This is a genomic window from Alloalcanivorax balearicus MACL04, from assembly GCF_025532145.1.
Lineage (GTDB): Bacteria > Pseudomonadota > Gammaproteobacteria > Pseudomonadales > Alcanivoracaceae > Alloalcanivorax > Alloalcanivorax balearicus.
Window position 1 is genome coordinate 71,198 of the sequence record NZ_ARXS01000009.1, and the last position, 15,696, is coordinate 86,893.

Below are 15,696 nucleotides of genomic sequence, written 5' to 3' on the forward strand. Positions count from 1 at the left end.
CCCAGTGAAGAACAGGCGAGGAATCGAAAGGTGATCGAGGACATCAAGAAAGACGCGGAATCACGCATGAAGAAGAGCCTGGAGTCTCTGGACGTGGCTCTGAAAAAAGTGCGCACCGGCCGCGCCCATCCCAGTCTGCTGGACACTGTCCACGTGTCCTATTATGGCTCGGACACGCCGCTGAGCCAGTTGGCCAACATCAGCGTGGAAGAGGGGCGTACCCTGTTGGTGTCGCCGTTCGACAAGAGTCTGGTGCCGGATGTGGAAAAAGCCATCATGGCTTCCGATCTGGGCCTGAATCCCTCCACCGCCGGCACCGTGATTCGTTTGCCGCTGCCTCCTCTGACCGAGGAAACCCGTCGCGATCTGGTGAAGGTGGTGCGCGGCGAGGCCGAGCATGCCAAAGTGGCGATCCGCAACATCCGTCGCGACGCCAACGGTGACTTCAAGGATTTGCTCAAGGAGAAGGAAATCTCCGAGGACGAAGCCCGTCGTGGCGAAGAGCAAATTCAGCAGCTTACCGACCGCATGGTCGGTGAAGTGGAGAAGATGCTCAAGACCAAGGAAGAGGAGTTGATGACCGTTTGAGGATCCCGGGATCCTGAAGCGGCCATTGCCGTCAGTGCGGGCGCCGGCAGTTACCGGCGCCTGCGTTGTTTCGGGTGGTACGGGACGGCGAAACGGATCAGGCCCGTTCGTTGCCTGGTGAACAAGAGAAGCAAGGACGACAACCCGGAGGTTCTTGATGGAAGAAACCCGACCGGTTTCCTCGGCGCCGGACCTGGATTCCCACGCCGGGGCTTTGCCGCGCCACGTCGCCATCATCATGGACGGCAACAACCGTTGGGCCCGCCAGCGCGATTTGCCCGGCGTCGAAGGTCATCGGGCCGGTGAAGCCACGGTGCGGGAAGTGATTCGCCGTGCCGCCCGTCGCGGTATCGAAGTAGTGACGCTGTTCGCTTTCAGTTCCGAAAACTGGCGCCGGCCCGAGGACGAGGTGCAGCATCTGCTGGCGCTGTTCGTTCACGCTCTCGGGGCCAGGGTCGCCGAATTGCATGAAAACGGCATCCGCTTGCGCTTCATCGGCGAGCGCTCCGCCTTCAATGACGGCTTACGCCGGGGCATGGACCAGGCCGAGCAGTTGACCGCCAATAACGATGGCATGACCCTGGCCATCGCGGTCAATTATGGTGGCCAATGGGATCTGACCCAGGCCGCCCGCCGTGTGGCGCAACGGGTGCGTGACGGTGAGCTGGCGGTGGAGGAGATCACCGACGCCGAGTTGGGCAGTCACATTAGTCTGGCCGATCTGCCGCCGCCGGATCTGCTGATCCGCACCGGTGGCGAGCAACGCCTGAGCAACTTCCTGTTGTGGCAGGCCGCCTACAGTGAATTCTATTTCACCCCAACCCTGTGGCCGGATTTTGACGGCCAGGCGCTGGATCGGGCGCTGGCGGATTACGCCTCCCGGCAGCGCCGCTTCGGGCGCTCCGGTGAGGAAGTCAATCGCCTCGATGGAGACTCTTCATGCTGAAACAGAGGGTGATCACCGCTCTGATTCTGTTGCCGATCGTGCTGGGCGCGGTCTTTGGCCTCGGCCGGGTGCCGTTCGCGGTGATCGCCGGTGTGTTCTTCGTCGTCGGTGGCTGGGAATGGTCCGGCATGATGCGTGGCCCGGGGCAGGGCGCCCGCCTGCTATGGTGCCTGTCCCTGGCGCTGCTGATGGTGGCGGTCGAGATCTGTCGCCCGGCCTGGGTGCTGAACGCGCTGCCGTTGTGGTGGTTGCTGGCGTTGGTGATGGTGCTCGGCTATCCGCGTAACGCCCGGCTGTGGTTCCGGACACCGATCATGGTGGTGGTGGGCTGGTTGCTGCTGATACCGTCCTGGGCCGCGGTGGTGGAGCTGCAGGATCATGGCGCGCTGGGTCTGGCCGGCCCCTGGGCGCTGCTGTTTATTCTGGTGTGGGTGTGGGCGGCCGATACCGGCGCTTATTTCGCTGGCCGGGCCTTTGGACGGCATAAGCTGGCGCCGCTGGTCAGTCCTGGCAAAACGGTGGAAGGGCTGGTCGGTGGTGCTCTGCTGGCATTGGCCGTGGTGGCCCTGGTGTACGCCACAGGCTGGCTGCGGGCGACCTTGCCGGCGCTGTTGATCGTCGCGTTGATGACCGTGCTGGCCTCGGTGCTGGGTGACCTGTTCGAGAGCATGGTCAAGCGCGAGCGCGGTATCAAGGACAGTGGCTCGGTATTGCCGGGCCACGGCGGTATGCTGGACCGTATCGACAGTGTCACCGCCGCTCTACCGGTGGCGCTGGCCGGCCTTAACTGGTTCTCCCTGCCAGGAGGCGTGCTGTGAAGGAGCGTATTACCGTCCTCGGTGCCACCGGCAGCATCGGCTGCCAGACCCTGGAGGTGCTGGCCCTGCACCCGGAACGCTATGAAGTGGTGGCGCTGACGGCGGGCCATCGCTGGCGTGAACTGGCGGAACAGTGTCTGCGCTGGCGCCCGCGTTACGCCGCTCTGGCGGACGAACAGGCCGCCGGCGAGCTTCGGAACCATCTCAAGGCGGCAGGGTCTGACACCGAAGTGCTGGCCGGGCACCAGGGTGTGTGCGCTGTCGCCGGGCTGGACGATGTGGACGCGGTGGTCGCCGCCATCGTCGGCGCCGCTGGCGTGCGTCCGACCCTGGCGGCGGTCGGCGCCGGCAAGAAAATTCTGCTGGCGAACAAGGAAACCCTGGTGGTGACCGGCGCGCTGTTCATGGAGGCGGTGAAGCGCCACGGTGCCACGCTGTTGCCGGTGGATTCCGAGCATAATGCCATCTTCCAGTGTCTGCCCCGGGGCGGCGTGGACCAGGGCGTGCGAAGAGTGCTGCTGACCGCCTCCGGCGGTCCGTTTCTGGGCTGGTCCGCTGAGCAACTGGCGTCGGTGACGCCGGAGCAGGCAGTGCGGCATCCCAACTGGGACATGGGGCCGAAGATTTCCGTGGATTCCGCCACGCTGATGAACAAAGGCCTGGAATTCATTGAGGCCTGCTGGTTGTTCGATATGCCGCCCGAACGGGTGGACGTGGTGATTCACCCGCAAAGCGTGGTGCATTCCATGGTCGAATACCTGGACGGCTCGGTGCTGGCGCAAATGGGCACACCGGATATGCGCACGCCGATCGCCTGCGCGCTGGCGTGGCCACAGCGGATCGCCTCCGGCGCGCCGTCACTGGATTTCGCCAAGCTTGCCGAGCTGCGTTTCCTGCCGCCGGATGAGAAAGCCTTTCCCTGCCTGGCTCTGGCCCGGCAGGCGATGCAGGCGGGCGGCGCCGCCACCGCCGTGCTCAACGCCGCCAATGAAGTGGCGGTGGCCGCTTTTCTTGACGGCGGGCTGGGTTTCCAGCATATCGGTAGCGTGGTGGCGAACACTCTGGACGCCTTGCCCGGCGGTTGCTGTGACGATGTGGATGAAGTGATGGACCTGGACGGCCGCGCGCGGGAACTGGCCCGGCAACAATTAGTGACGTTGGGCCGATGAAGGAGAAGGTGTGAAACGCGATGGGCAGACAGCAATGCCGCCGCTGATGGCTTGTACAGAGGTCAATCGATGCTGACGGTTCTGGCTTTCGTCGTCGTCATTCTGGTCATCGTTGCCTTCCATGAATGGGGACATTTCCTTGCCATGCGCGCCTTTGGCGTGCGGGTTTTGACGTTTTCCGTCGGCTTCGGTCCGCGCCTGTGCCGTTTTACCGATCGCCGCGGCACCGACTGGGTGATCAGCGCGATTCCCCTGGGCGGCTTCGTCAGGCCGCTGGATCGCCGGGACAGCGAGATTCCGGAGGATGCCACTCTGGATGAAGAGTTCTCCGGCAAACCCGCCTGGCAGCGCGTGATCGTCTACGCCGCCGGCCCCATATTCAATTTCATTCTTGCTTTCCTGATCTACTGGCTGCTGATGATGACCGCCGGCGAGCGCGGCTATGCGCCGGTGCTGGGCAACCCGGCGGTGGATTCGCCGGCGGCGGCGGCGGGCTTCGAGCCCGGTGATCGCATGCTCACCGTTGGTGGTCGCAAGGTCGACACCTGGCAGGACGTGATGGGGCGGCTGGTGCTGCATCTGGGTGACGCCGAGCCGGTACCGGTGCAGGTGCGGGACAGCCGTGGCCAGGAGCGGACCCGGCAACTGGATATCAACGCCTGGTCCCGGGATCCGGAACAATCGCCATTGCCGGTATTGGGCCTGAGCCCGGCGGTGGTGATTGGTGAGATCGCCGAGGGCAGCGGGGCCCAGCGCTCCGGCGTGCGGACCGGCGATCAGGTGCTTACCACCGACGGCCAGCCAGTGCCGGGCTGGAGTGCCTGGCGGCAGAAGCTGCAGGAAAATCCGGGGCAGGCTCTGCCGGCTACCGTGCTGCGCGACGGCCGCGAGCATTCCCTGACGTTGCATCCCGAGCCGGTGACGGTGGAGGACCGCGTGGTCGGTCAACTCGGAGTGTTGCCCGGCGGTATCGTCGAACAGCGCTATAATCCGTTGTCGGCGCTGGATGCCGCCGGCGGTCGCCTGGCCGACCAGTCCGGCGTGGTGTGGGCGAGTATCGCCAAATTGTTTACTGGTCACTTGCCACTGGATAGTCTCGGTGGGCCGGTGACCATTGCCCAGGTGGCCGGCCAGAGCGCGGAGGTGGGAATTCTCAGCTTCCTGATGCTGCTGGCCTATCTCAGTATCACCTTGGGTATTATCAACCTGCTGCCGGTGCCGATGTTGGACGGCGGTTGGATTCTTTTCGGCATCATCGAAATGATTCGCGGGCGCAGCCTGCCCGAGCGGTTCCTGACCACCGCTCAAGGGGTGGGGTTGACGCTGGTGATGAGTTTCATGTTGTTGGCCATCTACAACGATCTGGTGCGACAGTTTTCATGAGATACCGGGAAACGACCCAAACCCTGTTCGGCGGGGTACTGCTGACTCTGGGGGCGCTGAGCCCCGCGCTGGTACAAGCCCAGGAAGCCGTGCCGTTTCAAGTAAGGGATATTCGCGTGGAGGGGCTGCAACGCATTCCCGTCGAGCGGGTATACGCCACCTTGCCCATTCAGCCTGGTGACACCGTGACCCGGCAAAGCGTGGTGCAGTCGGTGCAGTCCCTGTTCGCCACCGGCAATTACGAGGATGTGCAACTGGGGCGCGACGGCGACGATCTGGTGGTGATGGTCTCCGAACGGCCGAGCATTGCCCGCATCGAGCTGTCCGGTAACAAGTCGATCGAGGAGGATGCCCTGCGCAAGGGGCTGACCGAAGCCGGTCTGGCCGAGGGCGAAGTGTTCCAGCGGTCCACTCTGGAAGCCATTTCCGGCGAGCTGGAACGGCAATACGTGGCCCAGGGCCGCTATGGCGCGGATATCAACGCCGAGGTGACGCCTTTGCCGCGGAACCGGGTGGCGCTGAAAATCGATATCTACGAAGGCAAATCCGCGCGCATCAACGACATCAACATCGTTGGCAATACGGTGTTCGATGACGATGAGCTGCTCAAGGTCTTCAACCTCCGGTCATCTCACTTCTGGTCGTTCATCAAGGGTGACGACAAGTACAGCCGGGAACGGCTGGCCGGCGATCTGGAGCAATTGCGGTCGTACTACCTGGACCGCGGTTACATCAACTTCTCCATTGAATCCACCCAGGTGGCGGTGACCCCGGATCGGGAAAAGGTGGCGCTCACCGTCAACGTCAACGAAGGCGAGCAGTACACCGTCAACAGTATCAAACTGGCCGGTGATCTGGTGGTGGATGAGGAGCAACTGCGCTCGCTGGTGGTGCTGGACAAGGGCCAGGTCTTCAGCCAGCAGCAGGTCACTTACACCAGTGATCTGATCAAACGCCGCCTCGGTAACGAAGGCTATACCTTCGCCGAGGTGCGTGGTATCGACCAGGCAACCAACGATGACGACAACACCGTCGACGTGGTGTTTTACGTGGAGCCGGGGCGCAAGGTTTACGTTCGCCGCATCAACTACAGCGGCAACCAGAAAACCTCCGACGAAGTGATGCGCCGGGAAATGCGCCAGTTCGAGCAGGCGCCGGCCAATACCGCGCTGATCGACTTGTCCCGTCAACGCCTGGAGCGCCTCGGTTACTTCAGCGCGGTGCAGGCGGACACCGATCCGGTGCCCGGTTCCGATGATCTGGTGGATGTGAACTACAAGGTGGAGGAGCAGCCGTCCGGTTCCATCGGTGCCAATGTCGGTTATTCCGACGCCTCCGGCGTGGTGTTCGGCGCCAACATCAGCCAGAACAACTTCCGGGGTACCGGTAACCGGGTGTCCTTCGCGCTCAGCCGCAGTGATATTCGTGACGCCTACAGCTTCTCTCACTACAACCCGTACTACACCCTGGACGGCGTCAGCCGGGGCTTCAGTCTGTATTACTCCAAGATTGATTTCGATGAGGCCCGGGTCTCCTCCTATGCCGCGGACCGTGCCGGTGGCTCGGTGACGTTCGGCTACCCGATTTCCGAATACACCCGCCTGAGCTTCGGCGGTGGCCTGGAGCGCACCAAGATTTCCGATGGCGAATTCATTGCCGTGGACATCGCCCGCTTCATGGAAGAAGAAGGCCGCACCTTCGACGAGATCAAGACCAACGCCACCTTGCGCACCAGCACCCTTAACCGGGGCGTGCTGCCGGACCGTGGCTGGGCCAGCACTTTGAATCTGGAAGTGGCGGTGCCGGGCTCCGACTACCTGTTCTATAAACTGAGCTGGGACGGCGAGAAGTATTTCCCCATCACCAACCGCTGGACCCTGCGTACCCGCAGTGCCATCGCCTATGGTGACGGCTACGGCGACAACGAAGTTCTGCCGTTCTTCGAAGCGTTCTACGGCGGTGGTATCGGCTCGGTCCGGGGCTATGAGTCCCGCTCTCTGGGTCCTCGGTCCGATGCGCTGTATTACGCGCAACGCGGCGAAACGGATCCCGATCCCGATCCGATCGGGGGTAACCTGCTGACCGAACTCAGCGTGGAATTGATCTTCCCGACGCCGTTCGCGGCGGAATCTCGCAGCGTGCGGACTTTCCTGTTCGCCGACGCGGGTAATATTTTCGAGACCAAACGGGATGATATCGATGCTGATTTCGCTGTCCAGGATCTGCGGGCATCGGTGGGTATCGGTTTGAGCTGGCTCACCGCCATCGGTCCGCTCAGCTTCAACCTGGCCAAGGCGATCAACAACGAGTCCGGCGACGATACCGAAGTGTTCCAGTTCTCTCTGGGGCAAACGTTCTGATAGAGATCGGATAGAGGCAGGCCCGGCGGCGCCGGGCCTTTGTTGTTATTGGGAAGGGAAGGGTTAGGAGCGGTTATGAAGAAGAGCTTGCTTGTTGTACTGATGCTGTTTCCGGTGCTGGCCAGCGCGGAAATGCGGATTGGCGTGGTGGATCCGATCGGCGCCTTGCAGGAGGCCGACGAATTCAAGACCCGCTACAGCAAACTGGAATCATCATTGCAGGGTGACCAGTCACGGCTGGAGCAACTGGGCAAGGAAGTGGAAGGGCTGCGCAATCGCCTCGACAAGGAAGGCATGACCATGGGTGAGGACGAACGCCAGCGCTTGCAAACCCAGGGACAGCAAAAGATGATCGAGGTGCAGAACCTGCGTCAATCCGCGCAAAAGAAACTGGGGCGTGGCCAGCAGGAAATCCTGGATGTGATGGAGCCGAAACTGCGCGAGGCGGTGGAAGCGGTGGCCAACAAGCGTAATCTGGACATGGTCCTCAATGGCCAGGCGGTGGTGTACTTGAAGGGCGATGAGCCGGACATCACCAAGGACGTTACCCAACAACTCAATCGCATGAAATAATCAATGACGGTTACTCTGGAATTTCTCGCCCGGGAGCTGGATGCGGAACTGCATGGTCCGGCGGACGCCGAAGTCAGCGGTCTCGGCACCATCGGGGCGGCCGGCCCACAGCAGCTCACTTTTCTGGCCAACTCCCGCTATCGTGCCTTCCTGGAGAACACCAGCGCTGGCGCCGTGCTGCTGAGCGCGGAGCAACGGGAGCATTGTCCGGTGCCGGCTCTGGTGGTGAAGGACCCGTACCTGGCGTTTGCCAAGGCCAGTCATTTCTTTGATACCGCGCCGCCGGTGTCCGCCGGGATCCACCCGAGCGCGGTGGTGGACCCCTCCGCGACAGTACCGGAGTCGGTATCGCTGGGCCCGAATGTAGTGATTGACGCCGGTGTGGAGCTGGGTGAAGGCACCGTGGTGATGGCCAATTCCGTCATCGGGGCCGGCACCCGGATCGGTGGGCAGGGCCGTATCTGGCCGAATGTTACAATTTATCATGGTGTTACCATCGGGCCGCGGACTACCATTCACTCCCATGCCGTGATCGGCGCGGACGGGTTCGGCTTTGCCTTCAATGGCGCGGGCTGGACCAAGGTAGCGCAGGTGGGCGGTGTGCGTATCGGCGCGGACGTGGAGATCGGCGCCGGCACCACTATTGATCGCGGGGCCATCGAGGACACCGTGATCGGCAATGGGGTGATCCTGGATAATCAGATTCAGGTGGCCCACAACGTGGTGATCGGCGATCATTCCGCCCTGGCCGGCAAGGTCGGTATTGCCGGCAGTAGCCGTATTGGCAGTTACTGCATGATCGGCGGCGCGGTGGGAATCTCGGGTCACCTGGAAATCTGTGACCAGGTACAGATTCTCGGCATGTCCCTGGTGTCCCGTTCGATCACGGAACCGGGCACTTACGGGTCGGCGCTGCCCGTGGACAAACAGGACCGTTACCGCCGTAATGTGGCGCGTTTTCGCCACTTGGACGAGTTGTCCCGGCGGGTTCGTCGTCTGGAAAAGGCGCGGGGCGGGAGCAGCGAAGACTGAATCCCAGGCCGCGTCAGGCCCAGCGACGATCGGATGTCACGCCCCCGACAGGGGGTTTTTGCTTTCGGAATACATATCATGATGGACATTAACGAGGTGCGGGAATACTTGCCCCACCGCTATCCGTTTTTGCTGGTGGACCGGGTGGTGAACGTGGAGCCGGGCAAGCGCATCGAGGCGTACAAGAACGTCACGATCAACGAACCTTTCTTCAACGGCCATTTCCCGCAGGAACCGATCATGCCCGGAGTGCTGATCATTGAAGCGATGGCCCAGGCCGCCGGGATCCTCGGGTTCGTCACCGAGAACAAGCGCCCGGCGGACGGTTACATCTACCTGCTGGTGGGCGTGGACAATGCCCGTTTCAAGCGCCAGGTCGTGCCCGGTGACCGTTTGACGCTGCATGCCGAGTGGCTGATGCTGCGCCGCAGTATCCTCAAGTTCACCTGCCGCGCGGAAGTGGAAGGCCAACTGGTGGCCTCCGCCGACATGCTGGTGGCGGAACAGAAAGTCTGATTCACGCCCGCTCGGGCGGGCGTCACGGCCATCGCCGCCCTTTGGACTCTTGGCTATACTGGCGGCGGTTGCACCATTCGGAACGACACACCAGCCCAGGGTGGACACGCATACCTATGATTCATCCCACAGCCATTATTGATCCCAAAGCGGACCTGGCGGCGGACGTCGAAGTCGGGCCGTACTCCGTGATCGGGCCTGACGTCACCATCGGTGCCGGCACTGTTATCGGCCCCCATGTGGTGATCAAAGGACCGACCCGCATCGGCGCCAATAACCGCATTTTTCAGTTCGCTTCGGTGGGCGAGGACTGCCAGGACAAGAAATATCAGGGGGAGCCCACTCGTCTGGAGATCGGTGACGGTAACGTCATTCGAGAGCACGTCTCCATTCACCGCGGCACCGTGCAGGATCAGGGGCTAACCCGCATCGGCAACAACAATTTGCTAATGGCCACGGTGCATGTGGCCCATGATTGCATGATCGGCAACGATAATATTTTCGCCAATGCCACCGGCATCGCCGGCCATGTGCACATCGGCGACAATGTGATTCTTGGCGGCATGACCGGCATTCACCAGTTCTGTCACATCGGCTCCTACGCCATGTCCGCCGGCTGCAGTCTGATCGTCAAGGATGTCCCCGCCTACGTCATGGTCGGTGGCAATCCTTCCTCCGCCCGCAGCATGAACTTCGAAGGCATGCGCCGGCGTGGCTGGGACAGCGAAGTCATCAACCGTCTGCGCAAGGCCTTCAAAGTGGTCTATCGCCAGGGTATGACCCTGGAACAGGCACTGGCGGAGCTGGATCCGGAAGCCGGGCAGTGCGATAAGCTGAAGCTGTTCGTGGACTCGCTGCGTGACTCCACCCGGGGCATCACTCGCTGATATGGACGCGCCGCTGATCGCCCTGGTGGCCGGCGAGGCTTCCGGCGATATTCTCGGCGCCGGCCTGATCGAGGCCTTGCGGGCGCGTTACCCGGATGCCCGTTTCTTCGGTGTTGGCGGCGAACGCATGATCGCCGCCGGTTTTGAAACCTTGTTTCCGATGGAAAAGCTGTCGGTGATGGGTATCACCGAGGTTCTCTCCCACCTGCCGGAGCTGTTCCGTCTGCGCCGCCAGTTGGTGGACGCCTTGCTGGAAAAGCGCCCGGCGGTGGTGATCACCATCGATTCCCCGGATTTCACCCTGGGCGTGGCCAAGCGCGCCCACGCCGCCGGGCTGCGCACCGTTCATTACGTCAGCCCGTCGGTGTGGGCCTGGCGCCAGGGGCGGGTCAAGGGGATCCGCCGGGACGTGGACCTGATGTTGACGCTGTTCCCGTTCGAGGCGCTGTTCTATGAGGAGCATGGCGTGCCGGTGGCCTTTGTCGGCCACCCGCTGGCGGACATGATCGATCTGGATGTGGACACCGCCGCCGCCCGCGATGAGCTGAGCCTGGCCGGGGACGGCCAGTGGCTGGCGGTGCTGCCGGGCAGCCGGGGCGGAGAGGGGTCCCAACTGATGCCGCCGTTCCTCGATGCCATGGTGCGCCTGCACCGGGATAATCCGGCGCTGCGTTTTGTCATTCCCGCTGCTAACCCGGCCCGCCGCGAGCAAATCGAACTGGCGCTGGGGGCGGCGCCGGCGTTGCCGGTGACGGTGGTGGACGGGCACAGCCGCACGGTGATGGCGGCCGCCGATGTGGTACTGATGGCTTCCGGCACCGCCACCCTGGAAGGCTTGCTGCTGAAAAAACCCATGGTGGTGGGCTACCGGGTGGGCGCGGTGACCTATGCCATCGTCTCGCGATTGGTGAAGAGCGAATTCGTCGCCTTGCCCAATCTGCTCTGCCGGAAAGCCATGGTGCCGGAACTGATTCAGGATCAGTTGAGCGGCGAGGCGGCGGCGCGGGAAGTGAATCGCTGGTTGCATGAACCGCGGCGGGTGGCCGCGTTGCGGGAGGATTTCACCCGGGTGCATGAAGCCTTGCGTGGTGGCGCCAGCGTCAAGGCCGCCGCTGCCGTTGCCGGCCTGTTGGAAGGACAGCGATGAACCATCCCTTTCCTGAATATGATCTGAGTGAGCCGTTCGTGCCCAGCGCTTTTGCCTGGCAACCGGGCATGGTGCTGGCCGGCGTCGACGAGGTGGGCCGGGGGCCGTTGGTGGGGGCGGTGGTGACCGCCGCCGTGGTGCTGGACCCGGCAAGGCCCATAGAGGGGCTGGCGGACTCCAAGAAACTCACCGCCAAACGCCGCGAGCGGTTGGCGGAATTGATCCGTGAACGGGCCCGGGGCTGGGCTTTGGGCCGCGCCGAGGCGGCGGAAGTGGATCAACTGAACATCTATCACGCCACTCACCTGGCCATGGTCCGGGCGGTGGAGGCGCTGCCCATTGACGTGGAAGCGGTGTTGGTGGACGGTAATCGGACCCCGTCCTTCGCCTGTCCGGCGGAAGCGGTGGTGAAAGGGGACGGCCGGGTGCCAGCCATCGCCGCCGCCTCGATTCTCGCCAAAGTGGCGCGGGACGCGGAAATGGTGGCGTTGCACCAGCGGCATCCCGATTACGGCTTCGACCGTCACAAGGGCTATCCCACCGCGGTGCACCTGGAAGCGTTGCGCCGGCTCGGTCCCTTGCCAGAACATCGCCGTTCCTTTGGCCCGGTAGCGGCCCTGATCGAATCGAACTGACCCGCCGCAGCCGTGGCGGGAATCAAGGAGTTTTTTCGTGAGCGAACCCCGTTTCGTCCATTTGCGATTGCATACCGACTACTCCCTGGTGGATGGGGTGGTGCGGGTGAAAGAACTGATCAAGACCTGCACCGCCCAGGGCATGCCGGCGGTGGCGGTCACCGATGAGAACAACCTGTTCGCACTGATCAAGTTCTATTCCAATGCTCAGAATGCCGGGATCAAACCGGTGATGGGCGCGGACCTGTGGGTGCAGGCGGATGATCCTGAAGACGACCCCAGCTATATCACTTGCCTGGTGCAGAACGAACAGGGCTACCGCAATCTGACCCTGTTGATCAGCCGCGCCTGGCAGACCAACCAGGTGCGCGAACGGGCGCTGATCCGGCGCGAGTGGCTGCTGGAGCTCAACGAGGGGCTGATCGTGTTGTCCGGCGCCCGTTTTGGCGACGTGGGTAAATGGCTGCTGGCGGAGAAGACCGATCTGGCGCGGGAACGGGCCACGGAATACAAAACCGTATTTGGTGACCGTTACTATCTGGAGGTGCAACGCACCCAGCGCCCCGGCGATGAGGACTGCGTGCACGCCAGCGTGGCGCTGGCGGCGGAGCTGGACATTCCGGTGGTGGCCAGCAATGACGTTCGTTTCCTCAAGCGCGAGGATTTCGAAGCCCACGAGGCGCGGGTCTGTATTCACGACGGCAACACCCTGGATGATCCGCGCCGGCCACGAAAATATTCCGAAGAGCAGTATCTGAAAAGCGCGGAGGAAATGGCGGAGCTGTTTTCCGATCTGCCGGAGGCGCTGCAAAACAGCGTCGAGATCGCCCGTCGCTGCACCCTGGATATTCGCCTGGGCAAGAACTTCCTGCCGGATTTCCCGGTGCCGGAAGGCATGACCATCGAGCAGTACTTCGAGAAAGTGTCCCGGGACGGGCTCGAGGAGCGGTTGGTCAAGATTCTCGATCCGCAGGCGCCGGACTACGCCGAGCGCCGCAAGATCTACGATGACCGCCTCAAGTTCGAACTGGACATCATCAATCAGATGGGTTTCCCCGGTTACTTCCTGATCGTGGCGGACTTTATCCAGTGGGGTAAGGAACATCAGGTGCCGGTGGGACCCGGGCGGGGCTCCGGCGCCGGCTCCCTGGTGGCCTACGCACTGAAGATCACCGACCTCGATCCGATCGCCTACGACCTGCTGTTCGAACGGTTCCTCAACCCGGAGCGGGTATCCATGCCCGACTTCGACGTCGATTTCTGCATGGAAAAACGCGACCGTGTGATCAATTACGTGGCCGATAAATACGGCCGTGACGCGGTCAGTCAGATCATCACTTTCGGCACCATGGCGGCGAAGGCGGTGGTGCGGGACGTGGCGCGCGTGCAGGGCAAACCCTACGGCATGGCCGACCGGCTTTCGAAGATGATTCCCGGCACTCCGGGGATGACCCTGTCGAAGGCACTGGAGCAGGAAGAAACGCTGCGGGATTTCCTCGAGGACGACGGCAACCCGGACAAGGAAGCGGTCAATGAAATCATGGAGATGGCCTTCAAACTGGAGGGTCTGACCCGAAACGTGGGTAAACACGCCGGCGGCGTGGTGATCGCGCCGGGCAAACTCACCGACTTCGCGCCCTTGCACTGCGACGAGCACGGCGAAAACCTGGTCACCCAGTACGACAAGGACGACGTCGAGCAAGCCGGGCTGGTGAAATTCGACTTTCTCGGTCTGAAGACGCTGACCATCATCGACTGGGCGATGAAAGCGGTGAACGTGCGCCGCCAGCGCGAAGGGGACGGGCCGCTGGAGATCGAGCGGATTCCGCTGGACGATTCGCCCAGCTTCGATCTGCTCAAGCGCGGCGACACCACCGCCGTGTTCCAGCTTGAAAGCCAGGGCATGAAGGAGCTGATCAAGAAGCTCAAGCCCGACGTGTTCGAGGACATCATCGCCTTGGTGGCGTTGTACCGGCCCGGTCCGCTGGAGTCCGGCATGGTGGACAACTTCATCAACCGGAAGCACGGTCGGGAACCGCTGGCCTACCCGGATCCGCAGTACCAGCATGAATGGTTGGAGTCGATCCTCAAGCCCACCTACGGGGTGATTCTCTACCAGGAGCAGGTGATGCAGATCGCCCAGGTCCTGGCCGGCTATACCCTCGGCGGCGCGGACATGCTGCGCCGCGCCATGGGCAAGAAAAAACCGGAGGAGATGGCCAAGCAGCGGGAGATCTTCGAAAGCGGCGCGAAAGAGAAGGGCGTGGACCCGGATCTGGCGATGAAGATCTTCGACCTGGTGGAGAAGTTCGCGGGTTACGGCTTCAACAAATCCCACTCCGCCGCCTACGCCCTGGTGGCCTATCAAACCGCCTGGCTCAAGGCCCATTACCCGGCGGAATTCATGGCGGCGGTGATTTCCGCCGATATGCAGAACACCGACAAGGTGGTGACCTTCATCGATGAATGTCACTCCATGGGCCTCAAGGTACTGCCGCCGGATGTGAACTCCTGTGGTTATCGTTTCACGGTGAACCCGGAAGGCGACATCATCTATGGCCTGGGCGCGATCAAGGGCCTGGGCGAGGGCCCCATCGAGGCGATTGTCAGTGCCCGTGGCGACACTGACGGGTTCGACGATCTGTTCGACTTCTGCCGCCGTATCGACCTGAAAAAGATCAATCGCCGTTCCCTGGAAGCCCTGGTGCGTGCCGGAGCCCTGGACAAGCTCGGGCCGAACCGCCATTTCCGTGATCGCGCCACGTTGCTGGTGACCTTGCCGGATGCCATCGCCGCGGCGGAACAGGATGCCCGCAACGAAGAAGCCGGCATGATGGATTTGTTCGGCTCCATGCAGACCGCCGAAACCCCGGTGGTGGAGTGGAAGCCGGCCCGCGAGTGGAATGACGAACTGCGTCTCAACGGCGAGCGCGATACCCTGGGCCTGTTCCTGACCGGTCACCCCATCGACCAGTTCGAGCACGAGGTGCGGCAATTCGTCAGCGCCCGCTTCAATGCCCTGCAACCCACCGCCAAGGGCGAGGCCGCCACCGTGGCCGGGCTGGTGGTGGCGTTGCGTATTACCCGCAGCAAGCGCAGCGGTGAGCGCATGGCCTTCGTTACCCTGGATGACAAGACCGGCCGGCTGGAAGTATCGGTGTTCGGCAAGACCTTTGCCCAGTTCGGTGAGCGTATCCAGAAGGACATTCTGCTGGTGGTACGCGGCGGAGTCCGTAACGACGATTACTCCGGCGGCTTTAATCTGGTGGCCGACGAGGTCATGGACATGCGCCAGGCCCGCGAGGTGTTCGCCCGCCGCCTGTGCGTGTCGGTGCCGGTGGAGCAGCAACTGCCGGACACCCTGGACCGGTTGTTTGCGCCGTACCGGGGCGGGGCGATCCCGGTGACGTTGCGGCTCGCTCACAAGGAAGCGGATGTGGCCATGCCGCTTGGCGATGAGTGGAAAATCAGCCCCCACGAAGCCCTGGTGGATGAACTGCGCAACCGCTTCGGCGAGACGTCGGTGCAGTTGGAGTATTAGGGGAGAAGACCTCGCTTACACGCAACACGCCGGCACGCTAACACGCAATTCGCCGGGCGGCCCCCGGGGTTAGCGTGTAAGCGTGTAGGCGTGACAGCGAA

At 62.7% G+C, this 15,696-nt stretch carries 13 protein-coding genes; all 13 read left to right on the forward strand.

Features of this window, described 5'->3' with window-relative positions:
- Window positions 1–30: 30 nt before the first annotated feature.
- The gene (frr, locus tag MA04_RS09655) at window positions 31–588 is read left to right on the forward strand and encodes a ribosome recycling factor (protein WP_014994271.1); all 558 of its coding nucleotides are present in this window, start codon (window positions 31–33) and stop codon (window positions 586–588) included.
- A gap of 157 nt (window positions 589–745) precedes the next feature.
- Window positions 746–1,534 carry a polyprenyl diphosphate synthase gene (uppS, locus tag MA04_RS09660; protein WP_014994272.1) on the forward strand — a complete coding sequence of 263 codons (789 nt, stop codon included), beginning with the start codon at window positions 746–748 and terminating at the stop codon, window positions 1,532–1,534.
- Window positions 1,528–2,352, forward strand: a complete 825-nt coding sequence (locus MA04_RS09665; RefSeq protein ID WP_014994273.1) for a phosphatidate cytidylyltransferase — start codon at window positions 1,528–1,530, stop codon at window positions 2,350–2,352. Before uppS ends, MA04_RS09665 begins: the two co-directional genes overlap by 7 nt.
- On the forward strand, window positions 2,349–3,521 hold the full coding sequence (ispC, locus tag MA04_RS09670) for a 1-deoxy-D-xylulose-5-phosphate reductoisomerase (protein WP_262460260.1): 1,173 nt from the start codon (window positions 2,349–2,351) through the stop codon (window positions 3,519–3,521). Before MA04_RS09665 ends, ispC begins: the two co-directional genes overlap by 4 nt.
- 69 nt (window positions 3,522–3,590) lie before the next feature.
- Window positions 3,591–4,904: an RIP metalloprotease RseP gene (gene rseP / locus MA04_RS09675; protein ID WP_262460261.1), complete on the forward strand. Its 1,314-nt coding sequence runs from the start codon at window positions 3,591–3,593 to the stop codon at window positions 4,902–4,904.
- Window positions 4,901–7,264: an outer membrane protein assembly factor BamA gene (gene bamA / locus MA04_RS09680; RefSeq protein ID WP_262460262.1), complete on the forward strand. Its 2,364-nt coding sequence runs from the start codon at window positions 4,901–4,903 to the stop codon at window positions 7,262–7,264. The genes rseP and bamA overlap by 4 nt, the downstream gene beginning before the upstream one ends.
- Window positions 7,265–7,339: 75 nt before the next feature.
- Window positions 7,340–7,837: an OmpH family outer membrane protein gene (locus MA04_RS09685; RefSeq protein WP_014994277.1), complete on the forward strand. Its 498-nt coding sequence runs from the start codon at window positions 7,340–7,342 to the stop codon at window positions 7,835–7,837.
- Between the two features lie 3 nt (window positions 7,838–7,840).
- Window positions 7,841–8,869 (forward strand): UDP-3-O-(3-hydroxymyristoyl)glucosamine N-acyltransferase, encoded by a 1,029-nt coding sequence (gene lpxD, locus MA04_RS09690; protein WP_014994278.1) that lies wholly within the window; start codon window positions 7,841–7,843, stop codon window positions 8,867–8,869.
- Window positions 8,870–8,947: 78 nt separating this feature from the next.
- Complete coding sequence (gene fabZ, locus MA04_RS09695) at window positions 8,948–9,385, forward strand: 3-hydroxyacyl-ACP dehydratase FabZ (protein WP_014994279.1); 438 nt, start codon at window positions 8,948–8,950, stop codon at window positions 9,383–9,385.
- Between the two features lie 116 nt (window positions 9,386–9,501).
- Entirely contained in the window at window positions 9,502–10,272 is a 771-nt protein-coding gene (gene lpxA / locus MA04_RS09700; RefSeq protein WP_014994280.1) for an acyl-ACP--UDP-N-acetylglucosamine O-acyltransferase, read from the forward strand.
- Between the two features lies 1 nt (window position 10,273).
- Entirely contained in the window at window positions 10,274–11,419 is a 1,146-nt protein-coding gene (gene lpxB / locus MA04_RS09705; protein ID WP_262460321.1) for a lipid-A-disaccharide synthase, read from the forward strand.
- On the forward strand, window positions 11,416–12,054 hold the full coding sequence (gene rnhB, locus MA04_RS09710; protein ID WP_014994282.1) for a ribonuclease HII: 639 nt from the start codon (window positions 11,416–11,418) through the stop codon (window positions 12,052–12,054). The genes lpxB and rnhB overlap by 4 nt, the downstream gene beginning before the upstream one ends.
- Before the next feature lie 37 nt (window positions 12,055–12,091).
- On the forward strand, window positions 12,092–15,595 hold the full coding sequence (gene dnaE, locus MA04_RS09715; protein ID WP_262460265.1) for a DNA polymerase III subunit alpha: 3,504 nt from the start codon (window positions 12,092–12,094) through the stop codon (window positions 15,593–15,595).
- The last annotated feature ends 101 nt before the right edge of the window (window positions 15,596–15,696 follow it).

Coding starts and splice junctions, on each gene's coding strand:
- uppS (WP_014994272.1), top strand. CDS start 746: ATGGAAGAAACCCGACCGGTTTCCTCGGCGCCGGACCTGGATTCCCAC.
- MA04_RS09665 (WP_014994273.1), top strand. CDS start 1,528: ATGCTGAAACAGAGGGTGATCACCGCTCTGATTCTGTTGCCGATCGTG.
- rseP (WP_262460261.1), top strand. CDS start 3,591: ATGCTGACGGTTCTGGCTTTCGTCGTCGTCATTCTGGTCATCGTTGCC.
- bamA (WP_262460262.1), top strand. CDS start 4,901: ATGAGATACCGGGAAACGACCCAAACCCTGTTCGGCGGGGTACTGCTG.
- MA04_RS09685 (WP_014994277.1), top strand. CDS start 7,340: ATGAAGAAGAGCTTGCTTGTTGTACTGATGCTGTTTCCGGTGCTGGCC.
- lpxD (WP_014994278.1), top strand. CDS start 7,841: ATGACGGTTACTCTGGAATTTCTCGCCCGGGAGCTGGATGCGGAACTG.
- fabZ (WP_014994279.1), top strand. CDS start 8,948: ATGATGGACATTAACGAGGTGCGGGAATACTTGCCCCACCGCTATCCG.
- lpxA (WP_014994280.1), top strand. CDS start 9,502: ATGATTCATCCCACAGCCATTATTGATCCCAAAGCGGACCTGGCGGCG.
- lpxB (WP_262460321.1), top strand. CDS start 10,274: ATGGACGCGCCGCTGATCGCCCTGGTGGCCGGCGAGGCTTCCGGCGAT.
- rnhB (WP_014994282.1), top strand. CDS start 11,416: ATGAACCATCCCTTTCCTGAATATGATCTGAGTGAGCCGTTCGTGCCC.